Source organism: Mycobacterium sp. NPDC003323 (assembly GCF_053589535.1).
Genome location: NZ_JBSFSB010000022.1, coordinates 1 through 23,987, shown reverse-complemented (window position 1 = coordinate 23,987; position 23,987 = coordinate 1). Strand labels below are relative to the sequence as shown.

The 23,987-nt window shown below is 66.3% G+C and carries 24 protein-coding genes and 1 pseudogene; 15 read left to right on the top strand and 10 right to left on the bottom strand.

Going from position 1 to position 23,987, the window contains the following annotated elements; all coding sequences use genetic code 11:
* Both ACWDUN_RS27430 and ACWDUN_RS27425 read right to left on the bottom strand, forming a co-directional pair.
* Positions 1-1,386 carry an MFS transporter gene (locus ACWDUN_RS27430; protein ID WP_449933687.1) on the bottom strand — a complete coding sequence of 462 codons (1,386 nt, stop codon included), beginning with the start codon at positions 1,384-1,386 and terminating at the stop codon, positions 1-3.
* A 211-nt stretch (positions 1,387-1,597) separates the two neighbouring features.
* The gene (locus ACWDUN_RS27425) at positions 1,598-2,122 is read right to left on the bottom strand and encodes a CGNR zinc finger domain-containing protein (RefSeq protein ID WP_449933764.1); all 525 of its coding nucleotides are present in this window, start codon (positions 2,120-2,122) and stop codon (positions 1,598-1,600) included.
* A gap of 83 nt (positions 2,123-2,205) precedes the next feature.
* Here ACWDUN_RS27425 and ACWDUN_RS27420 point away from each other — a divergent pair, with 83 nt between their 5' ends.
* Both ACWDUN_RS27420 and ACWDUN_RS27415 read left to right on the top strand, forming a co-directional pair.
* Entirely contained in the window at positions 2,206-2,682 is a 477-nt protein-coding gene (locus ACWDUN_RS27420; protein WP_449933685.1) for a DinB family protein, read from the top strand.
* 71 nt (positions 2,683-2,753) lie between these two features.
* Positions 2,754-3,845 (top strand): MalY/PatB family protein, encoded by a 1,092-nt coding sequence (locus ACWDUN_RS27415; RefSeq protein WP_449933683.1) that lies wholly within the window; start codon positions 2,754-2,756, stop codon positions 3,843-3,845.
* A gap of 83 nt (positions 3,846-3,928) precedes the next feature.
* Here the strand turns inward: ACWDUN_RS27415 and ACWDUN_RS27410 are convergent, their stop codons facing one another.
* Positions 3,929-4,480 (bottom strand): YaeQ family protein, encoded by a 552-nt coding sequence (locus ACWDUN_RS27410; RefSeq protein WP_449933682.1) that lies wholly within the window; start codon positions 4,478-4,480, stop codon positions 3,929-3,931.
* A 157-nt stretch (positions 4,481-4,637) separates the two neighbouring features.
* Between ACWDUN_RS27410 and ACWDUN_RS27405 the strand changes: the two genes are divergently transcribed.
* Positions 4,638-6,137 carry an MFS transporter gene (locus tag ACWDUN_RS27405; protein ID WP_449933762.1) on the top strand — a complete coding sequence of 500 codons (1,500 nt, stop codon included), beginning with the start codon at positions 4,638-4,640 and terminating at the stop codon, positions 6,135-6,137.
* A gap of 121 nt (positions 6,138-6,258) precedes the next feature.
* A complete protein-coding gene (locus ACWDUN_RS27400) occupies positions 6,259-6,513 on the top strand; it encodes a hypothetical protein (protein WP_449933761.1) in 255 nt (84 codons plus the stop codon).
* A 13-nt stretch (positions 6,514-6,526) separates the two neighbouring features.
* Here ACWDUN_RS27400 and ACWDUN_RS27395 read toward each other — a convergent pair whose 3' ends face one another.
* Both ACWDUN_RS27395 and ACWDUN_RS27390 read right to left on the bottom strand, forming a co-directional pair.
* The gene (locus ACWDUN_RS27395) at positions 6,527-7,504 is read right to left on the bottom strand and encodes an anti-sigma factor RsbA family regulatory protein (RefSeq protein ID WP_449933680.1); all 978 of its coding nucleotides are present in this window, start codon (positions 7,502-7,504) and stop codon (positions 6,527-6,529) included.
* On the bottom strand, positions 7,501-8,391 hold the full coding sequence (locus ACWDUN_RS27390) for an MEDS domain-containing protein (RefSeq protein WP_449933678.1): 891 nt from the start codon (positions 8,389-8,391) through the stop codon (positions 7,501-7,503). The genes ACWDUN_RS27395 and ACWDUN_RS27390 overlap by 4 nt, the downstream gene beginning before the upstream one ends.
* A 311-nt stretch (positions 8,392-8,702) precedes the next feature.
* Between ACWDUN_RS27390 and ACWDUN_RS27385 the strand changes: the two genes are divergently transcribed.
* Positions 8,703-9,611 carry a manganese catalase family protein gene (locus ACWDUN_RS27385; RefSeq protein WP_304105975.1) on the top strand — a complete coding sequence of 303 codons (909 nt, stop codon included), beginning with the start codon at positions 8,703-8,705 and terminating at the stop codon, positions 9,609-9,611.
* Between the two features lie 147 nt (positions 9,612-9,758).
* Here ACWDUN_RS27385 and ACWDUN_RS27380 read toward each other — a convergent pair whose 3' ends face one another.
* From ACWDUN_RS27380 to ACWDUN_RS27370, 3 genes are all read right to left on the bottom strand, one after another.
* A complete protein-coding gene (locus ACWDUN_RS27380) occupies positions 9,759-10,502 on the bottom strand; it encodes a class I SAM-dependent methyltransferase (protein ID WP_449933676.1) in 744 nt (247 codons plus the stop codon).
* 184 nt (positions 10,503-10,686) lie between these two features.
* On the bottom strand, positions 10,687-11,799 hold the full coding sequence (locus tag ACWDUN_RS27375; RefSeq protein WP_449933674.1) for a glycerate kinase: 1,113 nt from the start codon (positions 11,797-11,799) through the stop codon (positions 10,687-10,689).
* Positions 11,800-11,801: 2 nt separating this feature from the next.
* On the bottom strand, positions 11,802-13,220 hold the full coding sequence (locus ACWDUN_RS27370; protein WP_449933672.1) for a GntP family permease: 1,419 nt from the start codon (positions 13,218-13,220) through the stop codon (positions 11,802-11,804).
* Positions 13,221-13,379: 159 nt separating this feature from the next.
* On the opposite strand from ACWDUN_RS27370, the gene ACWDUN_RS27365 reads away from it, so the two are divergent.
* Together ACWDUN_RS27365 and ACWDUN_RS27360 are read left to right on the top strand one after the other, a co-directional pair.
* Positions 13,380-14,255, top strand: coding sequence for a LysR family transcriptional regulator (locus tag ACWDUN_RS27365; protein WP_449933670.1), 876 nt, complete (start codon positions 13,380-13,382; stop codon positions 14,253-14,255).
* A 136-nt stretch (positions 14,256-14,391) separates the two neighbouring features.
* Complete coding sequence (locus ACWDUN_RS27360; RefSeq protein ID WP_449933668.1) at positions 14,392-15,492, top strand: tartrate dehydrogenase; 1,101 nt, start codon at positions 14,392-14,394, stop codon at positions 15,490-15,492.
* A gap of 468 nt (positions 15,493-15,960) precedes the next feature.
* Here ACWDUN_RS27360 and ACWDUN_RS27355 read toward each other — a convergent pair whose 3' ends face one another.
* Positions 15,961-16,308, bottom strand: coding sequence for a hypothetical protein (locus tag ACWDUN_RS27355; RefSeq protein ID WP_449933666.1), 348 nt, complete (start codon positions 16,306-16,308; stop codon positions 15,961-15,963).
* A 10-nt stretch (positions 16,309-16,318) separates the two neighbouring features.
* Positions 16,319-16,795 (bottom strand): MarR family winged helix-turn-helix transcriptional regulator, encoded by a 477-nt coding sequence (locus ACWDUN_RS27350; protein ID WP_449933664.1) that lies wholly within the window; start codon positions 16,793-16,795, stop codon positions 16,319-16,321.
* 117 nt (positions 16,796-16,912) lie between these two features.
* Between ACWDUN_RS27350 and ACWDUN_RS27345 the strand changes: the two genes are divergently transcribed.
* The 8 genes and pseudogenes from ACWDUN_RS27345 to ACWDUN_RS27310 form a co-directional block, all read left to right on the top strand.
* Positions 16,913-17,407, top strand: coding sequence for a TspO/MBR family protein (locus ACWDUN_RS27345; protein ID WP_449933663.1), 495 nt, complete (start codon positions 16,913-16,915; stop codon positions 17,405-17,407).
* Between the two features lie 40 nt (positions 17,408-17,447).
* Positions 17,448-18,647 (top strand): PucR family transcriptional regulator, encoded by a 1,200-nt coding sequence (locus tag ACWDUN_RS27340; RefSeq protein WP_449933661.1) that lies wholly within the window; start codon positions 17,448-17,450, stop codon positions 18,645-18,647.
* Between the two features lie 87 nt (positions 18,648-18,734).
* Positions 18,735-20,171: a dihydrolipoyl dehydrogenase gene (lpdA, locus tag ACWDUN_RS27335; RefSeq protein WP_449933659.1), complete on the top strand. Its 1,437-nt coding sequence runs from the start codon at positions 18,735-18,737 to the stop codon at positions 20,169-20,171.
* Between the two features lie 10 nt (positions 20,172-20,181).
* Positions 20,182-21,219 carry a pyruvate dehydrogenase (acetyl-transferring) E1 component subunit alpha gene (gene pdhA / locus ACWDUN_RS27330; protein ID WP_449933658.1) on the top strand — a complete coding sequence of 346 codons (1,038 nt, stop codon included), beginning with the start codon at positions 20,182-20,184 and terminating at the stop codon, positions 21,217-21,219.
* 20 nt (positions 21,220-21,239) lie between these two features.
* Positions 21,240-22,223 (top strand): alpha-ketoacid dehydrogenase subunit beta, encoded by a 984-nt coding sequence (locus ACWDUN_RS27325; protein WP_449933759.1) that lies wholly within the window; start codon positions 21,240-21,242, stop codon positions 22,221-22,223.
* Between the two features lie 18 nt (positions 22,224-22,241).
* Positions 22,242-23,441, top strand: a complete 1,200-nt coding sequence (locus ACWDUN_RS27320) for a dihydrolipoamide acetyltransferase family protein (RefSeq protein ID WP_449933656.1) — start codon at positions 22,242-22,244, stop codon at positions 23,439-23,441.
* Between the two features lie 11 nt (positions 23,442-23,452).
* Entirely contained in the window at positions 23,453-23,743 is a 291-nt protein-coding gene (locus ACWDUN_RS27315; RefSeq protein ID WP_449933655.1) for a WhiB family transcriptional regulator, read from the top strand.
* A pseudogene (locus tag ACWDUN_RS27310) lies at positions 23,740-23,987 on the top strand (lipoyl synthase); the annotation flags it as partial. The gene ACWDUN_RS27315 and the pseudogene ACWDUN_RS27310, both read left to right, overlap by 4 nt.

Genomic DNA, 23,987 nt, shown 5'->3' with positions numbered 1-23,987 from the left:
TCAGCGGGAGATGTCTTCGAGTACGGTCTGCCGGGTTTCGGGCAGGAAGATGAGCGCGATCAGTGACCCGGTGACGAACAGCACGGCACTGGTCGCGAAGACCAACGTGGTGCCGCCGGAGGCGATGATGAGTGGGACGACGACGGGTCCGAAGATGGAGCCGAGTCGGCCCGCAGCGGTCGAGCTGCCCATACCGATGGCCCGTGCGCGGGTCGGGAAAAGCTCAGGGGTGTAGGCGAATATCGATGAGAACATCCCGAAGAAGAAGAACTGGAGGAATGACCCGGCGATGATGAGTTCGGTGAGCCCGGATGCGTTGCCATAGACGAACGCGGCGACCGCCGACGAAAGTGCGAACCCGACCAGACACAGTTTCCTGCCGACGATCTCGATGAGGTAGGCGGCGGTGAGGAAACCCGGGATGCCCCACACGGCCATGAGGATGATGTAGCCGACGGTCTTGACGACGTCGAAACCCGAGTCGGCGAGCAGTTTGCCAATCCATGTGGTCAATCCGTAGTAGCCGCCGAGGAGGCAGAACCACATCGCCCAACTGGCCAGCGTCCTGGTCCGATAGCTGCGGGAGAACAGGGTCCGCCAGGCGGAGTCCTGCCGGGGCTCATCGTTGAACGCGGCACTGTCGACTGGTGCGGGCAGCGGCTTGCCATAAGCTCGTTCGGTTTCGCGTTCGAGCGTCTCCAAGGTCTTCCGTGCATCGTCGAAGCGACCGCGGGAGACCAACCACCGTGGTGACTCGGGCAGATTGCGCCTGACGATGAGTGCGACAATCGCCAGACATGCCTGCAGGACGAAGAATCCGCGCCAGCCGAGCGTTGTGGAAAGCAAGATGTAGGACAGAATCCCGGCGAGGATGAATCCGACCGGCCAGGTACCTTCCATCAGGGCGACATAGCGGCCACGCTTGGCCGACGGCATGAATTCCGACAGGAGTGCGGCGGCTACCGGGAACTCGGCGCCCATGCCGATGCCCAACAGCAGTCGAAACGATGCGAGGCTCGCGAAGTCCCAGGAACATGCCAGCAGCAGGCTGGCGATACCCCACACGATGATGCTGTATTTGAAGACGGTGAGACGACCGAAACGATCGGCCAGTATGCCTGCGCCGATGGCGCCGATGAACATACCGGCGAACGTTGCGCTGCCGACGAGGCCGGATTGCATTGCGGTGAGCCCGAACTCGCGACTGATCGGGGCCAGCAGAAAGGTCAGGGCGCCCAGATCGATCGAATCGAAGAGCCAGGCTGTCGCGATGACGAGGAACAGTCCGCGCTGGTATCGCGTCCACGGCAGACGTTCGAGTCGGGCAGATACATCGGTGGTGCCGATGTGATTGCTGGGCAATGTCTTTGGATGTGCGGAGTCCACAGCAGGGAACCTTCCCTTCGGTGTCACCCCCTCAACGGGTGACGCAAAGAAGATCTTGCGACCCCGCGCGTCACCTGTCAAGGGGGTGACGGTTAAGCGGGTGTTAACCCGGCGGGCGCATCAGAGGTCTGCGGACGGCACCCCGTGCTCAACGCCGAACGTGCGTGGCTGTACGCATCAACCGGCGAAACCCGAAGGGTTTCGCCAACAGTCAGCTGCGCTTCCGTGCGCGGTAAGCGGCGGCCTTGACGCGGTTGCCGCATTCGTCCATGCCGCACCAGGTTCGTCGAGCGCCGCGCGACCGGTCGATATAGATCCGAGTGCACGCCGGGCGGCCGCATTCTTTCATCGGCGTCTGCGTGTCCGCCAGCGCGTCGACGGCGCTGCGGGCGATGTCGGCGAGTGCGGCGCGGGCATCCCCGGACCGCATGACGCCGGCATCGGTCAGCTCGACACGTACACCCGGTAGTGCGGCGAGGTTGTTGACCACCTCGAGGTCGGCCGGGTCGAAGGGAGTGTTCTGCAGGCGACTGCTCGCCAAGCGGTAGATCGCCTCGCGTAGGGACATCGCGCGGCGGAACGTCGCAGCGTCGATATGGAGATCGTCGGGAAACTGGTCGGTTTCGGCGAACCACTGCGCGAGGTCGTCGACGTCGTTGATGAGCTCCTCGGGCTCGGTGCGACGCCACTTCTGGGTGCCGGCCAAGTCCAGGGCGAGATTTCCGCTGACGAACACATATCCCACGTCACCATCTTGACCGGTGACAACCTTTGAGGCAAGCTCGTCACCTGTTAGAACGGTGACGAGATGGGAGTCATATGCTCACGCGGGACGAATACCTGTACTTCACGGATCGTGCTCTGCACGGAATGGCGCAGATCGTCGATGGCCTTGGCGATGAACTCGCCAACATGCCGGCATACGACGGAGCCAACACGCCCTATGCACTTCTGCACCACTGTCTGGCGGTCGTCGAAACCTGGGCCGGCGGATTCGTGCGGGGACGTCCCGTCGACCGTGATCGCGACAGCGAGTTCACCGCTCGCGGTGATGTCGGACCGCTGGTGCGCAGAGTGGATGCGGTCCGCGCGCAGATGCACAGCGATGTCCATGCGGCCGAACCCGCCTCACCCCTTCGTCGCGAACCACCCGCAGAGTTTCTGGGTCCGCCGACCACGCTGACCCAGGGCGCCGCGCTGCAGCACGTGTTCGAAGAACTGGCCCAACATCACGGGCAGATGGAGACACTGCGCGACGTGTTGGTGTTGTCGGTGGCCGGCGTCAAGGTCGATTGATGGTGAAACCCCTACTCCCGGAACGGCTACGTGGCGGACACGGTGCCAAATGGCGGGCCGTTGCCGACGACGTGCTGCCGGCCTGGGTTGCCGACATGGACCTCGGCATACCCGAGTCGGTCACTGCGGCACTCCGGCAGACGATCGACCGTCAGGATCTGGGCTACCCCTACTGGCCCGACGGCGACCCGGTGGTTCACGCTTTCGAAGAACGAATGCGGTCGCGGTACGGGTGGTTCCCCGCGTCGCACCGGACCCGCGTCTTCAGCGATCTGATCCAGATACTGCAGATCGTGATCGAATACGCCACCGCTCCCGGCGATGCCGTGGCGATCCAGGTCCCGAACTATCCGCCTTTTCTCGCTGCAATCCACCGTGCGGGGCGTCGCATCGTCGCGCTTCCGCTCGGCGAGAACCACGCCGGCTGGAGTTTCGAGATCGAGCGCTACCGCGCGATCTTCGCCGAACAATCACCGAGACTGCTGGTACTGGTCAATCCGCACAATCCCACCGGCCGCGTATGGACCCGCCCCGAACTGACGTCCCTCGCCGAGCTCGCGACGCACCACGGCACGCTGGTCCTTGCCGACGAGATCCATGCCGATCTCACCTATGCACCGCGACATCACATTCCCTTCGCTTCTCTGAGCCCAGACGTCGAAAGTCTCACGATTACCACCACGTCGGCGACGAAAGCCTTCAACCTGGCTGGAACACGCTGCGCGGTGGCACATTTCGGTCATCGGCCGACAGCCGAAGCGCTGGACAGAGCGCCGCTGGACTACTTCGGAACTCCCAGTGTTCTCAGCCGGGTCGCCACCGTGGCCGCTTGGCAGCACGGTGATCCGTGGTTGCAGGACACCATCGCACTTCTGAGACGCAACCGCGACCGCGTCCAGCAGTGGGCGGCTGATCGTCCTGGTATCAAGCACCACACGCCCGAGGCGACGTATCTGAGTTGGCTCGACTTCGGGGCGACCCGGCTCGCTGCGGATCCGGCGGCCGCCATCGTGGACCGGGGCCGGGTTCAGCTGAGCCCGGGGCGCGACTTCGCGCAACACACCGCGCTGGACACATCCCGCTTCGCGCGTCTGAACTTCGCGACGTCGCCCGAGGTGCTGGAAGCGATCTTGAATCGGACTGACACCGCGCTGTCGATGTGAGGGAAAGTATCGATGGGGGTGTCGCCGAAAACGCATCGCTGCAGTCCCGCCGATTCAGACAGATGACGCTTTGGCTCAGACGTTCACTTCAATACCTCGGGCGTGAAGGTGGCGTCGACCGAGCCCACGGTCATGGTCACCTGAGTTTCCATCACCATGACCTGCGCCGAGACCCGTCGATCGACGGTCTGAGCCAGTTGCTGCACCGGTGCGTGCGGTATCTGCACCACCGACAGGTTCGGTAGCCCCGCCACTTTGGCGCCGACGGTGCGCCACCAGGTGGCCACGCCGGCGGCGAACGGGAACAGCAGTACCTGCTCGGCCTGGCCCGCCGCCTTGCCCAGGACGCGCTCGTCGGGCTGGCCGACGTTGATCCACTCCAGGATGCGGCCGGTGTAGTCAGCGAGCCGCAGGTCCGGTACGCCAGGGGTGGACAGGCCCGGTCCGAACGTCAACTCGCCGTCGACGCCGCTGAGCCGGTGTGCGCGCAGCCCAAACGCCAACAATCGCACCACCATCCGCTCATCGGTCTCACTGGGATGGCGGGCCACGGTCAGCGCGTGATCGGCGTAGTAACCATGGTCGACATCGGAGACACCGAGTTCGACTTTGAACACTGTTGCGGAAAGGGCCACGTCATAGTGTCCACCCTGGTGGTGTTCCCCGACCAACCAGGCCGCTCGACCCACCAAACCGACGCGTGATAGACGGACAGTGCGGGTACCGTTCGCGCCGAGGGTGCCTCTGTTGGTAGGCGTGGAGGGCAGCGTGGCTGATCCGAGCGGACTGAGAATGGGGACCGCCGCAGGTCGGTGGGTGATAGTTGCGACGGTGCTCGGGTCCGGCATCGTGATGATCGACGGCACGGTGGTGAACGTGGCGTTGCCGCATATCGGTGCCGACCTGGGGGCGAACTTCGCTGCTCTGCAATGGGTCGTCAACTCCTACACCCTGACCCTGGCGGCATTGATTCTGCTGGGCGGTTCACTCGGTGACCACTTCGGCCGTCGGCGTCTGTTCCTGATAGGAGTGATGTGGTTCGCGGTCGCTTCGGCCGCGTGCGGATTGGCGCCGAATGTCGAAACGTTGATCGCCGCCCGTGCGTTACAGGGCGTGGGCGGTGCCTTACTCACCCCGGGCAGCCTGGCCCTGATTTCGGCGTCGTTCCGCGGCGTCGACCGCGCTGCCGCGATCGGCGCGTGGTCAGGTCTGGGTGGACTGGCCGGTGCGGTGGGGCCGTTCGTGGGTGGATTTCTCGTCGAGTGGAGTTGGCGGGCGGTGTTTCTCATCAATCTCCCGCTGGCCACGGCCGTAATCGTGCTGACGGTGCTGCGAGTTCCCGAGAGTCGTGACACGCAGTCACCACCAGGTCTGGACGTCGGCGGCACGATCCTTGCCGCGTTGGGTCTCGGCGCTCTGACGTACGGTCTGACCGGTCTGGGTAGTTCAGGGGTCACGGTCAGCGCGCTGGTGGCAGTCGGTGCCGGCGTGCTGGCGCTGACCGGGTTTGTCGTGGTGGAGCGGCGTTCCCCGCACCCACTGGTTCCGCCTTCACTGTTCAGCGACAATATTTTTCGTGTGGCCAATGCCATGACACTGCTGATCTACGGAGCGTTGGGCGTGGTCTTCTTGGTGTTGGTATTGCAGCTGCAGATCGTCGCCGGATTCAGTCCCGTTGCCGCTGGGGCTGCACTGCTTCCGGTGACGGCGATACTGCTGGTGTTTTCTTCGCGCGCCGGTGCACTTGCCGGCCGAATCGGGCCGCGACTGCCCATGACCCTGGGCCCGCTGGTCTCGGCGGCGGGACTGTTGCTGATGCTGCGTATCGGCCCGGGGGCAACGTGGGTCGCCGACGTGCTGCCCGCCGCGCTGGTGTTCGGTGCCGGCCTCGCACTGGTGGTGGCTCCGCTGACGGCCGCCGTCCTGGACTCCGCACCGGACCGCCTCGCGGGAGCGGCATCGGGGGTCAACAACGCTGTGGCCCGAGCCGGAGGGCTCCTGGCCGTGGCCGTGATACCAGGCATGGCGGGTATCAGCGGCGGCCACTACGCCGATCCAAGTGCATTCAACGCGGGGTTCCGCACCACCATGGTGATTGCCGCGGCCCTACTGCTCGGTGGTGCCGTTCTCGCCGCTGTCGGGATCAAGTCCCGCCACACCGTCGTGGGCTCGGGTGAGCGCATGCGCGTCGAAGAGCGCGTCCACTGCCCGATCAGCGGACCTGCGCCCTGTCCCGACGCGTCGGCTCCACCCGTTGACAGGTCAACTCACGGTGGCGTGGCTGATGAGTGATGAACCTGTGGGAGGTGCCCTTACCAGGTATTCGCCGCGCCCGGCCACCGACCCGTTTGGCACCCCGAGGCGTCGGGCACCCATGTCGAGAATGCAATGTGACGATGTGAGGAGTCCTTCAATGGCCATCTGCGATACCTGCGGCAACGACTACGACAAGGCTTTCGAGGTGACCTTCGCCGATGGACGGTCGGCGACGTTCGACAGCGTGGAATGTGCGGCCGTCCAGCTCGCGCCCGACTGTGCGCACTGCGGCTGTCGCATCCTGGGCCACGGCGTCGAGGCGGACGAGGGCATCTTCTGCTGCGCGCATTGCGCACGGAAGGCCTCCGGGGCCGACATCAACGATCGCTATCCGGTGCCGTCGGGAGCCTGAGCGCTCCGCGTTGCTACGGAGCGAGCGGATGCGGCGTGGCCGCACCCACGGTCACCCGCAGCGTGAATCCTCCGGAGTGCCGGTGCAAGGTGATGTCGGCGCACATCTGATGAGCCAGCCACAACCCGACTCCGGCAGTCGCCGAGTCCACGGCACGGACCAGGCCGACGAAGGGGTGGCGAGGTCCGTGCCCCGCATCGGTGACATGGGCGACGAGTCGATCGAGATGGCGCCACACTCGTAGTCTCGTGGGAGAGCGACCGTGCACAGCGGCGTTCTCGACCGCCTCGCTGACTGCAAAGACCAAATCCTGAACTTCGGTACTGGTGACCATGGTGAGACCGCTCGTCGCGGCGTGCTGCACCGCCGCGCGTGCTGCTGCTGCGGTTGGGTTCACCAATTCCACTGCGGGCGAACCGGTTTCGGCCGGCGGTGCACTACCCATCAGATCGTTGAGGACCTCCGCAGGCGCAGTGAACTGCGGATTTTGCAGATGCCGACCATCGCTGGTGGCCAGATGCGGGTGGGTGCGGGTGACGTCGGCAAGAACTTCTGCGGGGGCCGAGCGTACGTCGTATGGGCACAGTCCCCACACCGGGAACGCGCTGTACGCGTCATTGACCGCCGCCTCATAGCGAGCCCACCATCCCCACGGAACACCGAACCCGGGATGCGGGACATCTCCCACGATGCGGATCTGTGGGGCACCCCGTTTGGTGTGCTCGGTCATCAATTCCTGATAGGACCGAATCGCTGCGGCTGGGCGCGCGTATTGCATGTCGGCCGGAATGAAGGTGACGCCGGTGGTATCGGATAGGGCGGACTTGACCAACTGGCTGTTGGTCGCAGCGAGGGTGACCAGCGTCGGTTCCCCGGCGGCGACCCCGTCGGTGAGGAAGGGCAGCACAATCGCGAGGAATTCCTCGTCGCTGGCATAGAACGCCGCCTCGTGGAAGTAGCCGTCGGTGCCTGCCGCGGCGCCGGATCTCATGACGGTCCACCTACGGTGAGGTGCGCGAATTTCATGAAGTCGGTGATCCGGCCGACTGCGTATCCCGCGTTGTGCACGATGATCCGCGTGTCGTGTCGTCGTCCCAGATCGTCGAGTGCCGTCAGGGCGTGGTGATCGACGAACGTCAGTCCGGCGGCGTCCACCACGACCGGCTGTCCACGGTCGATGTCCGTGCGATTCAGCGCAGCCTCGAACAGGTCGTGCGCCGATCGGTCGATCTCTCCGGTCAGTGCCAACGCGACCGTTTCACGCCTCGGCGACGAGTCGTTGTGCAGAGTTCCTGCAGCATGCCACCGGAACATCGTGTCGGCGTTGCTGACCGGATGCATGCACCCGACCTGAGCGACGCCGCGCGCGCCGAGCACCGTCCGGTCGTAGGCGCACAACGCCGACATCGGGTGTCGGCTCATGTACCGGTCGATGAGATGCTCGTAATGGGCGAACGCACTCAACTGCTCTGCGGTCTGTACCAACGCCGTGACATCGGCCGCGACCCGGAATCCGCTGAAGCCGGACTCCAGCGCCGCCGCCGTCGCCTCGGCGTAAACGGCGATCTGTTCGTCCGCCGACACGACATGTCCGATTCCATAGGTGCTACCGATCGATGTCACCTTCACGGCGTCATCGCGCCGTGGCGCGAGTTCGTCGAGTAACCAATTGCGGGTTGCGACAGTGCTCGTGCCGGTCGACGGCCCGTGGCGGTTCGTTCCATCGAACACGTATTGCACCTGCAAACCCTGAGCCAGCCCGTCAGCGAGAAAGTCGCGGGCCTGCGAGGCGAACTCGGCGGCATCGCCGAACGCGAAACAGAGGTGGTCATGTCGACCGTAGCCCTCGACGGAGTCGAGGACTCGAGACGCGCGCATTTCGTCGAGTGTAGGCGCGCCGGGCAAACAATCGGACTCTTGCACGAGATCCGGCGAGTTTTGGACCGGACTCGGCGGTTGCGGGTCGATGGCTTCACGCTGCGTGGGCCGGCGTATCCGACGCGGACATATCGCCCTACCTGACCGAGAACGGGGCATCCGGGTCGGTTCTCGGTCTCCTCACAAGGTTGCGCGGATCGGATGACCCGTGACGTTTGGCAGCCCTAAGAAGCGGTATGCGGCTCACGTCGCCCGCCGAGCACGGGCACGCCGGCGACAACAGTGTCCGCTTCCGAGTTTCTGGAGTCTCCATGTTCCGTCACACCGATTACATGCAGTTCGACGTCAAGCCCGAAAAGCCCGACCCGGTATACGCGCGCAAGCTCCAGGAGCTGCTGGGTGGCGCGTTCGGCGAGATGACCGTGACCATGCAATACCTCATGCAGGGCTGGAACTGCCGCATGAAGGGCAAATACAAGGACCTGATCATGGACATCGCGACCGAGGAGATCGGTCACGTCGAGATGATCGCCACCATGTGCGCGCGACTGCTCGAAGGCGCACCGGCCACCGACTCCACCAAGAACGCGCTGGGCGACCCCGTCGTCGCCGCCGTGATGGGCGGCATGGACCCGCAACAGGCCATCATCTCCGGAGGCGCGCCCACCCTGTCGGACAGCCAGGGGTCACCCTGGAACGGCAAATACATTGTGGCGTCGGGCAATCTGCTGGCCGACTTCTACGCCAATGTGGCGGCAGAGGCGCAGGGCCGGGTGCAGACCGCGCGGCTGTGGCACATGACCGACGATCCCGGCGTCAAGGCGATGCTCAAGTTCAACCTCGCCCGAGACACCTATCACCAGAACATGTGGCTCGCTGCGATCGAGGAGTTGCAGGCTGACGGCGTGGAGGGCGTGGTAGCACCGAATGATCTGTTCGACGAGGAGTTCGAGGAGCACGCCAGCACGTTGTGGCACCTGTCCGACGGGGCGGACGCCGATAAGGGCCGCTGGATCGGACCGCTGCCCGACGGTCGCCATACCGGGCAGTTCCTCGCAGATCCGCAACCGCTCGGCGACCGGCAGTCGGGCCCGCCGCCGGACCCCAAGCTCTACTGCACCTACGACGGCGGTATGGGCGAACCGCGAACCCCGGCCTTCGGCACCGAGAAGGGCGTCATGGGCAAGCTGAAAGATGCCATGGATCCGGACAAGACGTAGTTCGGTCGAGGGGACGCCCGGCTCATTCCCGTGAGGCCGGTGCACACCGGCGGGTCGCCAGACCGGTGCCTGCCGGACACCCGCGTGGGATGTCGATGACCGCGCCGGGCGTCGTCCCGATCGAACGGTTCTGGAAAATCCTCTGCGCTACAACGTGATCGATTGATCGCCGCGTCGCGCCTGCACCAACGACGAACGCAGAAGCATGGTTTGCCGGGCGCCATCGGTGACCGTGCGCCGCGGAACATCGTCATCGATGCTGACCAGCTCCCACCCGTCGCCGAGCACGCTCACCACATCTGCGGTGGTGAAGAGCACGGCTTCGGGCATGGCCCCGCCGGTCATATCGGCGTTGGCGGGATGGTGGCCCACGATCAGCAGCGTGCCCCCGGGGCGTACCGCCGCGGCGAGTCGGCGGAATACGACATCGCGTTCGGCGATGCCGTGCAAGTAGTGTGTCGTCACCAGATCGAATGCGCGTTCCGCAGGTATCCACGTACTCAGATCGTGCTGCTGCCAGGATATTCGGCTCGCCACGTCGGGACCCGCAAGATCAGCATGGTGGCGTCCGCGGTCCAGCGCGCTGCCGACAAAATCGACGGCTGTGACCGTCCATCCGCGGCCGGCCAGCCAGATGGCGTCCGCGCCCTCGCCGCAGCCGGCGTCGAGTGCCTCGCCGACGGCCAGGTGCGCCGCGATATCGGTGAGGGTGTGGTTGGCGGGGAGTGTGGGCCGATCAGGCCGGGCGGCGGACTTCCACCTGTGCTCCCAGAAATCCCTGTCCAGACCGGGCAGTGAAAGGCCTTGTCGCCGGGCGTGATCGGCAACGCGTTCGCTGACTCGTCGCTCCGATTGTGCGGAGAAGACGTCCTCGTCGTGTCGTTGATGCATCGTGTTTCCTGATCTGGGGTGTACGGATTCAGTGCCGCGGGGCGCGTGGCGCGGTGCTCGTCGCCCATCACCGAAACTACCGCGTCTTGCGTTTGTCGCACGTTAACTTGCTGATTCGGCAAGAGGGTAACCGCCGGCGACGCCTGAAAGGGCCATGCGGTCATGGGCGTGTGTTGGTTGTCGCCTACGCAGAAGAGGTTCGGAGCCGGCGTCCGACCACTCGACCGATGTGCTCCAGGAGGTCCGTGGTGCGGCCACGGTCACGTGATGTGTCCGTACCGGCGATGCCGGCGACGGAGAAGATATCGGCGAAGGGTGTGTCGGCCGGCGCGAGTTCACTCGTTCCGACGACGGCGTAGACGTTCTTCGGAGACGCCCGTCGCGCAACGGCGACCGGGAGTTTGCCGTCGAGCGACTGGCGGTCCAGTCGTCCCTCGCCGGTGATGACAGCATCGACTTCTTGACAACGGCCATCGAAGTCGAGCAGGTCCAGGAAGTAGTCGGCCCCCGACACCACGGTGCCGCCCAGGATCATTGCCGCGAATCCCGTACCGCCCGCTGCGCCGGCCCCGGGCCGTGCAGCCATCGCCTGCGCATCGACGAATCCCGACTCCCCGAACGCCTTCACCAGTGCCTGAAGTCCGGTGTCCAGTTCCGCCACCTGAGCTGCCGTGGCGCCCTTCTGCGGTCCGAACACGGCCGCCGCGCCGGTCGGTCCGACAAGGGGGTTGGTCACATCGGACGCGATGATCAGGGAGGTCTGACCAAAACGCACTGTCTGTGCGGGCTCGACGCCGCGGATCTGCGAGAGCCGGGAGGCAACCGGCGGCACCACCGCGCCGTCCACGTCCAGGAACCGGTAGCCGAGGGCGGCGAGCATCCCGATGCCGCCGTCGGTGCTCGCACTACCGCCCAGTCCGAGCACGAGGCTGGCCGGTTCTCGTTCGAGTGCGCACCGAATCACCTCACCGAGGCCGTAACTCGATGCGGTGGTAGGGGCCAAGACACCGTCGGGCAGGCTCTGCAGCCCGCAGGTGTTGGCCACCTCGATGACAGTTGTGCCGTTCCGTTCGGCGATACGTGCGCGGTGCGGTCGGCCGACTGCGTTCACGACCTCAACGTGCCGTGCGACGAACCCGGCGCGTACCGCGGCGTCGACACTGCCGTCGCCGCCATCGGCCAACGGCAGGGTATCGGTCTGGACACCCGCTTCGGCCAAGCCCGTGGCCAGGTGGTCGGCCACCTCGGCGGCCGTGAGGCTGCCCTTGAACTTGTCGGGTGAGATCAGGACGCGCACGGTCAGAGAACTGCGCCGAGGGCCAGAATGATGGGCAAGGAGATCACCGACGCGAGTGTCATTGCCCCGCTGTGAGTTTTGAAGGTGCCCCGGGTGGAGAAGCCCAGCAGCGACTGGAACATCCAGAAGAAATTGCTGCTGACATGCGGGAGGAACAGGGCCCCGGATCCGGCCGCCAGTGCCACCAGGACGACGGGAACACCCAGGGTGCCCGCGATGGGCGCCAGAATGCCTGCGGCTGTGATACCGGCAACCGAGATCGAACCGAGCGCGATGTGCAGGATGGCGGCGACCAGCCAAACGAGCAGCAGTGGCGGGAGGAAGTCGGAGCGGAAGGCATTGCCCAGAACCTCTGCCATGCCGGATCCTTCGATGACGAAACCGAGTGACCCGCTGATGCCGCTGAGGACGAGGATCGGACCGCACTGGGTCAGGGCAGATCCGATGGCCGAGGAGATCTCGCCGCGGTCACGGACGCGACTGGCCAGGAAAAAGGCAAGTCCGGCACCGGTGAATATGGCCACCACGGGATCGGTGAAAAAGGCAATGGCATCGGCCTGCCACCCCGCGATCTCGGCAAGCGCGCCGCCGGCGATCAGAGCCAGGGTGAGCAGCACCGGGGTGATCGCGACGAACAGGTTCAGTTGTCGCACCGGCGTGACGAAGTCGGTCACGGTGGCGGTACCACCGCCCGATGGGGCCGGCGCCGGTGCGGAACCAGAATCTCTGTTCGCCCGTCCCGTCGGCCCGGCGTCGGACTCGGTATCGTCCGGCAGTTCGATCTCGTCGAGATCCTTGTCCCAGCCCATGAACGGCAGTAGCAGTTGGAAGACGAGCATCGTCAGCAGTGCGGTGGGCAGCCCGACGGCCAAGCCGAGCAGGAACATCTGGCCGAGCGGTACGTCGAGGATGCCGGCGATCGCGATGGCAGCGACACCCGGGGCGACGAACACGAGCCCGACCTCGATACCGGCGGTGAGCGCACCGCCCATCAGCGCGAGTCCACGCGGCCCGAGACGTGGCCCGAGCCGGCGAGCGAGGGGAGACGACAGCACCAGCAGTACGTCGGAGTAGATGGAGGAGAACAACGAACTCAACGCTGCGGCGAACACATACGGAACGCTGCGCTCTCCGAAGACCTTCAGCATGGCCTCGACGAGGCGTTCCATGGTGTTGGTGACGGTGAGCAGGGCGCCCAGGATGACGCCGAAGGTCACCAGCACGCCGATATCGCCCATCACATCGGCGAAGCCGTCGGAGATGGCGGCGGGGGTGTCCTTGAATCCGATCGTCATGACGCCCAGATACAGGGTTCCGAGCAGCAGCGCGAACACCGGCGGGAACTTCAGCCAGGTGATGCTCCCGACGATGCCGACGATCGCAATCGTCGCGTGAACGAACAACAGGACTTGATCCGACATGAAAATGCTCCTTGCGACACCACTGCTGTGTCCCGGACCCGGGAACTCCCTCAAGGTGACCTCAGTCACCATGTCGACGTCCAAGACGTGTTTTCGTTCCGATAGATAGATTGCTTCTATCGATTGCCTCTGACCTGGATCGGGGAAGGTGTTGCCGCGATGGACATCCGTCAACTGAAGTTCTTCCTGGCCGTGGTGGACCACGGGACGGTGCATCGCGCGGCCGAGGAGCTCTACGTCGCGCAACCGTCGGTGTCGCACTCGTTGCGCCGGTTGGAAGACGAACTGGGCACCGAGTTGTTCATGCGCCGAGGCCGTGGCCTGGTGCTGAACTCGGCCGGTGAAGCTCTGGTGGCGCCGGCCCGGGAGCTGGTGCAACTGCTGGAGGTCGCCCGGGCGACGGTCGAATCGGTCGACGGTCTGCGGGGCGGTCGGCTGACGGTGGCCTCCATGCCGTCACAAGCGGTGAGCCCGCTCACCGAGCTGATCGCTCGATTCACCCGCCGCTATCCGGGTGTCGAGGTGGTTGTGCTTGCCGCCGATCGCCCCGACGATGTGCGCGACGCCCTGCGCACCGGCGCCGCTGAATTGGGTGTCCTGGCCCGCCCGCGGACGACCGCGGGCTTCACCGATCTGGAACGCCGGCATATCGAAGTGCAGCAGTTCGTGTTGGTGACGACGCCCGGGGTCGATCTTCCGGAGGAACCCATTGCGCTCGATGCCCTGCGCGGTCTCCCGCTGATCGTCGGGCAACCCGGCACCGGCATGCGCCGGGTTGCCGACACCATCCTGGCGGGTACCGACTGCCGACTCGTCGTGGAGATCGAGCATCGCGAAGCCCTGCTGCCGTTGGTGCTCAGCGGTGTCGGTGCTGCGGTGGTGGCCGAGTCGTGGCGCGCCTTGGCCGAGTCCGTCGGTCTGGCGGTGCACACGCTGGTGACGGACGACGAACTGGACGTCGAACTGGTCTGGCATCCTCGGCGGCTCAGTCCCGCTGCGGAGGCGTTCGTCGCCACGACGGGCACCGTCCGATAGACGGCATCTATCAGACCGTGACGAAACAAGTCTTGGACGGACGAGGAGTCCGCGTCGTTGAATCGTGTGCAGGGCGGGGTCGGCGTCGACGGCGTCGCCCGAAGTTCAACGCAAGCACCTCGGAAGGATTCTCAGGATGGCCAAGACGCACCGGATCGCAGTCATTCCCGGCGATGGTATCGGCGTCGAAGTAGTCCCCGAGGGACTCAAGGCGCTCGAGGCCGCCGCGGCAGCCTTCGACTTCGGACTCGACTTCGAGCAGTTCGATTACGCCAGCGCCGACTACTACGTCAAGACCGGAAAGATGTTGCCCGATGGTTGGTTTGACGAGTTGAACCGGTTCGACGCCATCTTCTTCGGAGCGGTGGGCTGGCCTGATGTGGTGCCCGACCACATCTCGCTGTGGGGCAGCCTGTTGCAGTTCCGACGCCACTTCGACCAGTACGTCAACCTGCGGCCGGTCAAACTGATGCCCGGCGTCGCCAGCCCGCTGGCCGGTCGCGAGCCCGGTGACATCGACTTCTTCGTCGTGCGTGAGAACACCGAGGGGGAGTACTCCAGCATCGGCGGCAAGATCTTCGAGGGCACCGACCGTGAAACGGTGATGCAGGAAACCGTGATGACCCGTGTCGGTGTCGACCGAATCCTGAAATATGCGTTCGAACTTGCTCAGCGTCGACCGAAGAAACATCTGACCTCGGCCACCAAGAGCAACGGCATCTCGATTTCCATGCCGTACTGGGATGAGCGCGTCGAGGCGATGAGGCAGAACTTCCCCGACGTCGATGTGGACAAGTACCACATCGACATCCTGACGGCGAACTTCGTGCTGCATCCGGACTGGTTCGATGTCGTGGTGGCCAGCAACCTGTTCGGCGACATCCTGTCGGACCTCGGCCCGGCCTGCACCGGCACCATCGGCATCGCGCCCAGCGGAAATATCAACCCCGAAAAGCGTTTTCCGAGTTTGTTCGAACCGGTCCATGGGTCGGCACCGGATATCGCGGGTCGCGGCATTGCCAACCCCATCGGGCAGATCTGGTGCGCGTCGCTGATGCTGGACCATCTCGGAGAGCCCGAAGCCGCTGCGGCCATCCTGGGCGCCATCGAAACGGTGCTCGCTCGAGGAGGCGATGTCATGACACCCGATATGGGCGGGCAGGCCACGACCGCGACGCTCGGCAAAGCCATCTGCGAGGAACTGCGCAACACTCCGTCCGGTGCCGACAGGCGTTGATTCACCTACGAGTTCGACCACCCAGGCGGGATCGTCGACGAGTGTTTTGACAGCCGTATCGCACACTGATTCTCCGTCTGCGCAAAAGTCACTTGCACTACCGTGCCCGTAGGGCAACGGACACCGACGGCTGCGATGGTCACTGCGCTGCATGCGCCGCTTGCCATGATGGCGGCCCTGACCGCCGCCTTCTTCGCGGCGTATCCGGTCAATCGCTAACTACTGCAGCGCGGTAAGGGGCATGCGTTGGATCTGACGGCCACGGCTGCAGCCATCGGTGCGGCGTGAATCTGCGTCGTTTGGATCCGATAGAGATTCTGCAGACTTCCGACGGCTGCGCAGACCCTGTGCAGGGTGGTGATCACCGACGCATCATGGTGTGCACGCCCCCGTGGTGCACACCCGCTGCCGCCGTCGCCAAAACACCAACCCCGTCATGAGTGCCACCGACGCCGCGGCCAGTATCGGCTACACGGGCGCCCACAAGTTCAACGCCCCGGTGGTGCCGATGGCTGCCAAGATCAGCTTGTTGCATACGGGGCACCCGATGGCGAGCACCGCCAACGTGATTCCGCCGACGGCGCTGCCGCCTGCGCGTGGTGGTGCGGACACGCCCACATACACGGCGGTCAACAACCCGATCGCCACCACGGTGGGGTATTCCCACCAGCGCACCGGCACCTCACGACCGAACCACGGCGTGTCGATGATGTCGGTGGGCACCGCCATCAGCGCCGCCGTGCCGACGCCTGCGCCGACCGCCTTCAGCCGGCGACGCACCGCAACGGTCGATCGGGTCGTCTGCGGCGCAATCATGGCTACCTGCCTACTGACCGGGGCGGGTGTTGTCGAGTCGACCGGGCTTGCCCGCCGTGGGATCCGCTACGCCCTGCTGGGTCCGGACCAATGCGATGAGCAGCCGGCGCAGTGCCGGTTCGTCCGCGCCGATGGCGGCAATCAGTGACGGGTCGTTCTTCTCGCGTTCCAGCAGCGCCCGGTAGACGCGGCGGCCGGCCGGCGTGCTCGCCACGGACTTGCGTCGCTCATCACGTGGATCCACCCGGCGGCTCACGTAGCCCAACCGTTCCAGCCGTTCGATGGTGCGACTGGCCGTTTGATCGGTCACCCGGCAGGCCTGGGCGATGGTGCGTTGGGTCGCCGGACCCGCGTCCACCACATGCAACACCACCAACCCCGCGCTGGACAGGTCGTACTCGCGCAGCACGTGCTCCCAGGACTGCTCGACCAGGCGGGCCGCCATCGACAGCAGCCGTCCCGTCGGCCAGTGGTCCAAGTCGTCCATCACTGACCTCTCGTTCGCGGACACTTGCAATTGTTCAGCAGGCTGAACAATATGGTGGGTACCTACCGATTGTGTCAGCACCGCAACGGCGGCCGGCCTCAGCAGAAATGGACGCAGATGACTTCTGAAACCTCGACCGCGGGTCGCGCCCAGCACATCCCCGCCCTCGTCGTATCGCTGGTGGCCGTGGCCGCCGTCGCGATCCTCGGCGGCCTGGCATCCGTCGACGCCGCAAGCGATTACGGGCAGCTGGCACAACCCGATTGGGCACCGCCGCCGAACGTCTTCGGCCCGGTGTGGACGGTGCTGTACGTGCTGATGGGCATCGCGGCCTGGCTGGTCTGGCGGGCCGACCCGCAACTCCGCAACCCCGCGATCATCGTGTACACCGTCCAGTTGGTGCTGAATCTGCTGTGGTCGCCGCTGTTCTTCGGACTCGGGTGGCGCGGCGTCGCGCTCATCGACATCGTGCTGCTCGACATCGCCGTGGCGACCACCATCGCACTGTTTTGGAAGGTCAACCGCATCGCGGGCGCGATGCTCATCCCGTACCTCGCATGGGTGCTCTTCGCGACCGCCCTGAACTACTCGATCTGGTCGCTCAACAGCTGAACCTCGACCCGCACCGGCAGCCCGGAGTACGGTGCCCGCTGTGCAGAAACGACACCCGGGATCGGCGACGGAGGTGACCCGTGAGCTGGCCGAGGCCAGCCTCGCCGATGTCGACACCCTGACCGATCGCCTGGTGTCGGCGATCTTCACCGACAACCCGGAATGGACCGACTACGGCAGCGTGCCGCGCGAGGATCTGCGCGAGGGTTGCCGCAATTACCTGATCCGGGTGCTGGAATCGCTGAGCGGCCGGCGCACCGGCACCGACGATGTCGTCGAGGCCATCGCCCGGCACCGCGCCGACCAGGGGGTGCCGCTGGAGGTCATGCTGCGGACCTTCCGGCTCGGCGGCCGCATCGTGTGGGAGGCCCTGCTGGCACGAGCCAAATCCGCCGGCGTCGATCCCGACGTGGTGCCCGATGCCGGCACCGCCACCTGGACGGTCATCGACGAGCTGTCCTCGGCGCTGTCGAGCGCCTACCGAGACAGCGAGCAGGAGCGGGTTCGCCATGACGAGCAGCGCCGTAACGCCCTGATCGAGGATCTGCTGGACCGCCGAGCCGGCGACGTCGGATACGCCAGCCGGGTCGCGCGCGAACTCGACCTGCCCGTCGGCGGCGGCTATCTGGTGGTGGTGACCGACGTCCGCCACGACGGGGCACCCGGCCTGGCCTCACCGCGAAACACGTTGAACGGGATGGGATTCCGCTCGGTTTGGCATTCCAAGGTGGAAACCCGGGTCGGCGTCGTCGCACTCGAGCAGCACGCCGCCGCCGACGTCATCGCGCGGTTGCGCCCCATGGTGCGGGGACGGTCGGCGGCATCATCTGCGGTCGCCGGACTCGCCGATGTCGGGGCGGCCTACGCCGAGGCCGTGATCGCCCTGAGCCTGGTCCCCGCCGGGTCCGCCGAGCTGGCGTGGCTGGACGAACACCTGGCCGAGGCGGCGCTGGTGCGCTCCCCGGATCTGGCCCGACGCCTCGTCGATCGCAACCTGGCCGGTGTGCTGGCGCGGCCCAGCCACGAGCGCGAGGTGCTGTTGGAAACCCTGATGGTCTGGTTGGAGGAGGACCGCTCGACGGTCAACACCGCCGCCCGCCTGCACTGTCACCGCAACACCGTGCTGAACCGGCTGCACCGGATCACCGAACTGGTGGGCCGATCGCTGCACGGCCGGGCCTCCTATGTCGAGCTGTCGCTGGCCCTGTCCGCACTGGCGATACCGGGGGATCGGGACTGAGATTGGGCAGACTGCCCAATTGATGTGATCGAACGCTGGGCCATGCGGCCATGGTGGCGACCTTCACACCGTTGCAGACTCGACTGCGTGCGTGAATTCGATCTGCTGGTCGTCGGCGGCGGCCCCGGTGGTTATGTCGCGGCCATTCGTGCTGCGCAGCTTGGTCTTTCGGTTGCCGTCGTGGAGAAGGAGCGGCCGGGCGGGGTGTGCCTGAACTGGGGCTGCATCCCCACCAAGGCGATGCTCCGGTCCGCCGAGGTGCTGCAGACCGTGCGCGACGCCGCCGCCTACGGTGTGCGCGCCGACAACGTCGGCTTCGACTACAGCGCCGTGCGGGACCGGATGACCGATGTGGTCACCACCCTCACCGACGGGGTGGCCGGGTTGCTGAAGGCCAACGGTGTCAACGTCATCCACGGGCACGCCCGCTTCACCGGCCCGACCACGGTCGAGATCTGCGATGTGGAGGCCGGTGTGGGGCCGCGCTATGCCGCCGCACCCGGTGAGCGAGTGGACGTGGCGAGCGCCCGCGACGTCATCATCGCCACCGGGTCCGCCCCGATCCCGCTGCCGGTCCCCGGCGCCGACCTGCCCGGCGTGATCACCTCCGACGGCGCGTTCTGCCTGACCAGCGTTCCCGACCGTGCGGTCATCATAGGCGGCAGCGCGGTCGGCGCCGAATGGGCCAGCCTGTTCGCCGCCTTCGGCAGCGACGTCACCGTGGTCGAGATGCGCGACACCCTGGTCCCGGCCGAGGACGCCGATATCGCGGCGGCCCTGAAGCGGTCCTTCGTCGCGCATGGCATCACCGTGCACACCGGGTCCACCGTCACCGCCATCGAACGCACGGACGGCCTGCGGGTATCCGTCAGCGGGCCCACGCCTCATGAAATCGACACCGACATCGTGCTTTTCGGGGTCGGTCGGCGCGCCAACACCGCTGAACTCGGATTGGACACCGCCGGTGTGGCCATCGACGCCCGTGGCTTCATCACCGTCGATGACCAACTGAGGACCAACGTCGAGCACGTCTACGCCATCGGCGACGTCACCGGCAAGGCACTGTTGGCGCACGTCGCCTCCCATCAGGGTCTCACCGCCGCCGAGGTCATCGCCGGCCACGACAAGCGCATCGACTACACCGTGGTGCCGGCGGCCACCTTCACCCACCCCGAGATCGCCAGCGTCGGGCTCACCGAGGCCGCCGCCGTCGCCGCCGGTCACGACATCGTCACCGGAAAGTTTCCGTTCGCCGCGCTCGGCCGGGCCCGAACCTTCGGCGACACCGAGGGTTTCGTCAAGATCGTCGCCGGCAAGCGGCACGGCGAGGTGCTCGGTATGCACATCATCGGCCCGTCGGCCAGTGACCTGATCACCGAGGGTGCGCTGGCCATCACCCTGGAGGCCACCCTCGACGAACTCGCCGACACCATCCACGCTCATCCCACCCTCGGGGAGATCGGGATGGAAGCCGCGCTCGCCGCGCTCGGCATGCCCGTACACATCACCGGAACGAAACGCTGAGGATCCTGCGATGACCGATACGATCGACCGACCCGCGCTCGTGGGCGAAGAGGTGGACACCCTGCGCGGCTACTACCGCCAGATGGTGCTGATCCGGCGCTTCGAAGAGCGCGCCGCCCAGGGCTACACGCAGGCCAAGATCGGCGGCTACTGCCACCTCAACCTCGGCGAAGAGGCCACGGTGGTCGGCCTGATGGCCGCACTGCGCCCCACCGACTACCTGTTCACCAACTACCGCGAGCACGGCTACGCGCTGGCCAAGGGAATCCACCCCAACCGGGTGATGGCCGAGCTGTACGGCCGCAGCACCGGCACCTCCAAGGGTTGGGGCGGCTCGATGCACATGTACGACACCGAGACCCGGCTGCTGGGCGGCTACGGCATCGTCGGGGGTCAGCTGCCGCTGGCCGTCGGTGCCGCGCTGGCCGTCGACTACCGCGGCGGCGACGATGTGGTGATGTGCCAGATGGGCGATGGCACAACGAATATCGGAGCCTTCCACGAATCGCTGAACCTCGCCGCGCTGTGGAACCTGCCGGTCGTGTTCGTGGTGACCAACAACAAGCTCGGCATGGGCACCACCGTGGAGAAGGCATCGGCCGAACCCGAGTTGTACAAGCGCGCCGCGGCCTACCGGATGACGGGGGAGCGGGTCGACGGCACCGATGTCCTGGCGGTCCGCGATATCGCCCGCCAACTGGTCGAGCAGGCCCGCAGCGAGGGTAAGCCCGCCCTGCTGGAGGCGGTCAGTCACCGGCTGCGTGGGCACTCGGTGGTCGACCCGGCCAAGTACCGCGCCGAATCCGCGGTCGCCGCAGCACAAGCCGCCGACCCGGTGGTCCTGTTCAAGGCCCAGCTGCTGGGCTCCGGCGCCCTGGACGACGCCACCGCCGCCGAACTGGAACAGTCCGCCCAGGACGAGGCCGACGCGGCGGTCGCCTTCGCCGACGCCAGCCCACACCCCGATCCGTCCACCCTGTTCGACTACACCTACGCGACACCCGTACCGGGAGAATCGCGCCGGCTGCCCGCCGACCCGCTGTTCTGAGAGGAAAACCGTTGCCCGTCATCAGTTATCGCGAAGCGCTGCGCGACACTCTCCGTGCCGAGATGCAGCGCGACGACTCGGTCTTCCTCATCGGCGAAGAGATCGGCGTCTTCGAGGGGTCCTACAAGATCACCGCGGGCCTGCTCGACGAGTTCGGCGAGAAGCGGGTCCGTGACACCCCGATCGCCGAGGAGGGGTTCGTCGGCGCCGCGGTCGGGGCGGCCATGCTGGGTCTGCGCCCGGTCGTGGAGATCATGACCATCAACTTCTCGCTGCTGGCGCTGGACCAGATCGTCAACCACGCCGCCAAGATCTACGGCATGTTCGGCGGGCAGACCAGTGTGCCCATGGTCATCCGGACCCCCGGCGGCGGTGGACAGCAACTCGGCGCTACCCACTCGCAGAACATCGAGCTGTACTACGCGTTCGTGCCGGGCCTCAAGGTGGTGGCGCCCAGCACGCCCGCCGACGCACGGGCCCTGCTGCAGGCCGCGATCCGCGACGACGACCCGGTGCTGTTCCTGGAGAACCTCGCGTTGTACAACACCAAGGACGAAGTTCCCGAACAGATCGAACCGATCGAGATCGGCAAGGCCGCGGTCCGGCGCGCCGGCACCGATATCACCCTCATCGGGTACTCGCGGATGGCCAAGATCGCCACCCAGGTCGCCGAGCGCCTGCACGACAAGGACGGCATCTCCGTCGAGGTGATCGACCTGCGCAGTCTGCGCCCACTGGACCGCGAAACCCTGATCCGATCGGCCCGCAAGACCGGATGCGTCGTTGTGGCCGAAGATGATTGGCTCACCTACGGGATCGGCGCCGAGATCGCGGCGTCGATCTCCGACGGCGCCTTCGACCACCTCGACGCCCCCGTGCGCCGCGTCGCGGCCGCCGAAGTTCCCCTGCCCTATGCCAAACCGCTCGAGCAGGCCGCCCTGCCGTCGGCGGACTCGCTGTACACCGCGGCCCGCGAGACGCTGGCCGCCGTCGGCCGGCTCTGACACCACCGAGGACCACACATGCCCGAGATCACCATGCCCCGCCTCTCCGACACCATGGAGGAGGGCGTCATCCTGACCTGGCTGAAGAAGATCGGCGATCCGGTCGAGCGCGGCGAGGTTCTCGTCGAGATCGAAACCGACAAGGCCGTCATGGAATTGGAGTCCTACGACGACGGCGTACTGGAACGCCTGCTGGTCGGCGAGGGCGACCGCGTGGCCGTCGGCATCCCGATCGCCGTCATCGGCGACGGCAGCGCGGTGTCCTCCGACACCCCGGCGCCTCAGAGCGCTCCGGTCACCGCGGTCACCGCGCCCACGGCACCCGCACCGAGCGCCGCCCCTGCGCCCGTGGCCGCCGAGCGGACCGACCGGCCCAAGGCGTCCCCGCTGGCCCGCAAGATCGCCGCCGACAAGGGCGTCGACCTGAACACCGTGACCGGAACCGGCCCGGGCGGGCGCATCATCCGCAAGGATGTCGAATCCGTGCCCGCCCCGGCCCCGGCGAGCGCACCGGCGCCGGTCGACGGCGACTCCGAGGTGGTGGCGCTGACCACGTTGCAGCGGGTGGCCGCCAAACGGCTCACCGAGAGCAAGCAGACCGCTCCGCACTTCTACCTGACCGCGGCGGCCGACGTGACCGAGCTGCTGGCCTTCCGCGAGACCGTCAACGCCAGTCTGCGCGCCACCGACGGCCCCAAGGTCAGCGTCAACGACTTCCTGGTCCGCGCCGCGGCGGTCGCGCTGCGCCGTCACCCCGCGGTGAACGTCTCCTTCGGCGGTGACGTCCTGTATCAGCACCGCGGCGTGCACATCGGTGTCGCCGTCGCCGTCGACGCCGGACTGGTGGTGCCGGTGGTCCGCGACGCGGACCGCAAGACCGTCTCGCAGATCGCCACCGACACCAAGGAATTGGCAGGTCGTGCCCGCATCGGCAAGCTGCGCCCCGACGAGATGTCCGGCGGCACCTTCACCATCTCCAACCTCGGCATGTACGGCATCGAGCAGTTCGCCGCGGTGATCAACCCGCCCGAGGCCGCCATCCTGGCCGTCGGCGCGGCGAGCGAGGAACTGCGCCTGATCGACGGCGAGGTGGTGGCCCGCAGGATCCTGCGCCTGACGCTCTCGGCCGACCACCGTGCCATCGATGGCTCGACCGGCGCACAGTTCCTACGCGACCTGACCGCACTGCTGGAAAACCCGCTGCAACTCGTCGTCTGAACGAAGGCACCATGACCGTCACCCGTAAATCTCAGCTCCCCGTGCTCAGTCCCGTCACCGAGCGCTGGGACTGGCAGCTGGCCGCACGCTGTCGCGATGAGGACCCGGCGGTGTTCTACGGGACCGAGAATGAGCATCGCCGGCTCAAGAAGAAGCGCCAACAGCACGCCAAGTCCATCTGCGCGCAGTGCACCGTGGTTGCCGAATGCCTGCGGCACGCGGTCAACCACCATGAACGGCACGGGGTCTGGGGCGGACTGACCGAGGCCGAGCGCGGCCATGTGGATCGGAGGCCGAGATGACCGTGGTACCCGAGGGCCGTAAGTTGCTGCGCCTTGAGGTGCGCAATGCCGAGACGCCGATCGAGCGTAAGCCGCCGTGGATCAAGACGCGGTTGCGCACCGGCCCGGAGTACACCGAGCTGAAGAGCCTGGTCCGTCGCGAGGGTCTGCACACCGTGTGCGAGGAGGCGGGTTGTCCCAACATCTATGAATGCTGGGAGGACCGCGAGGCGACCTTCCTCATCGGCGGGGAGCAGTGCACCCG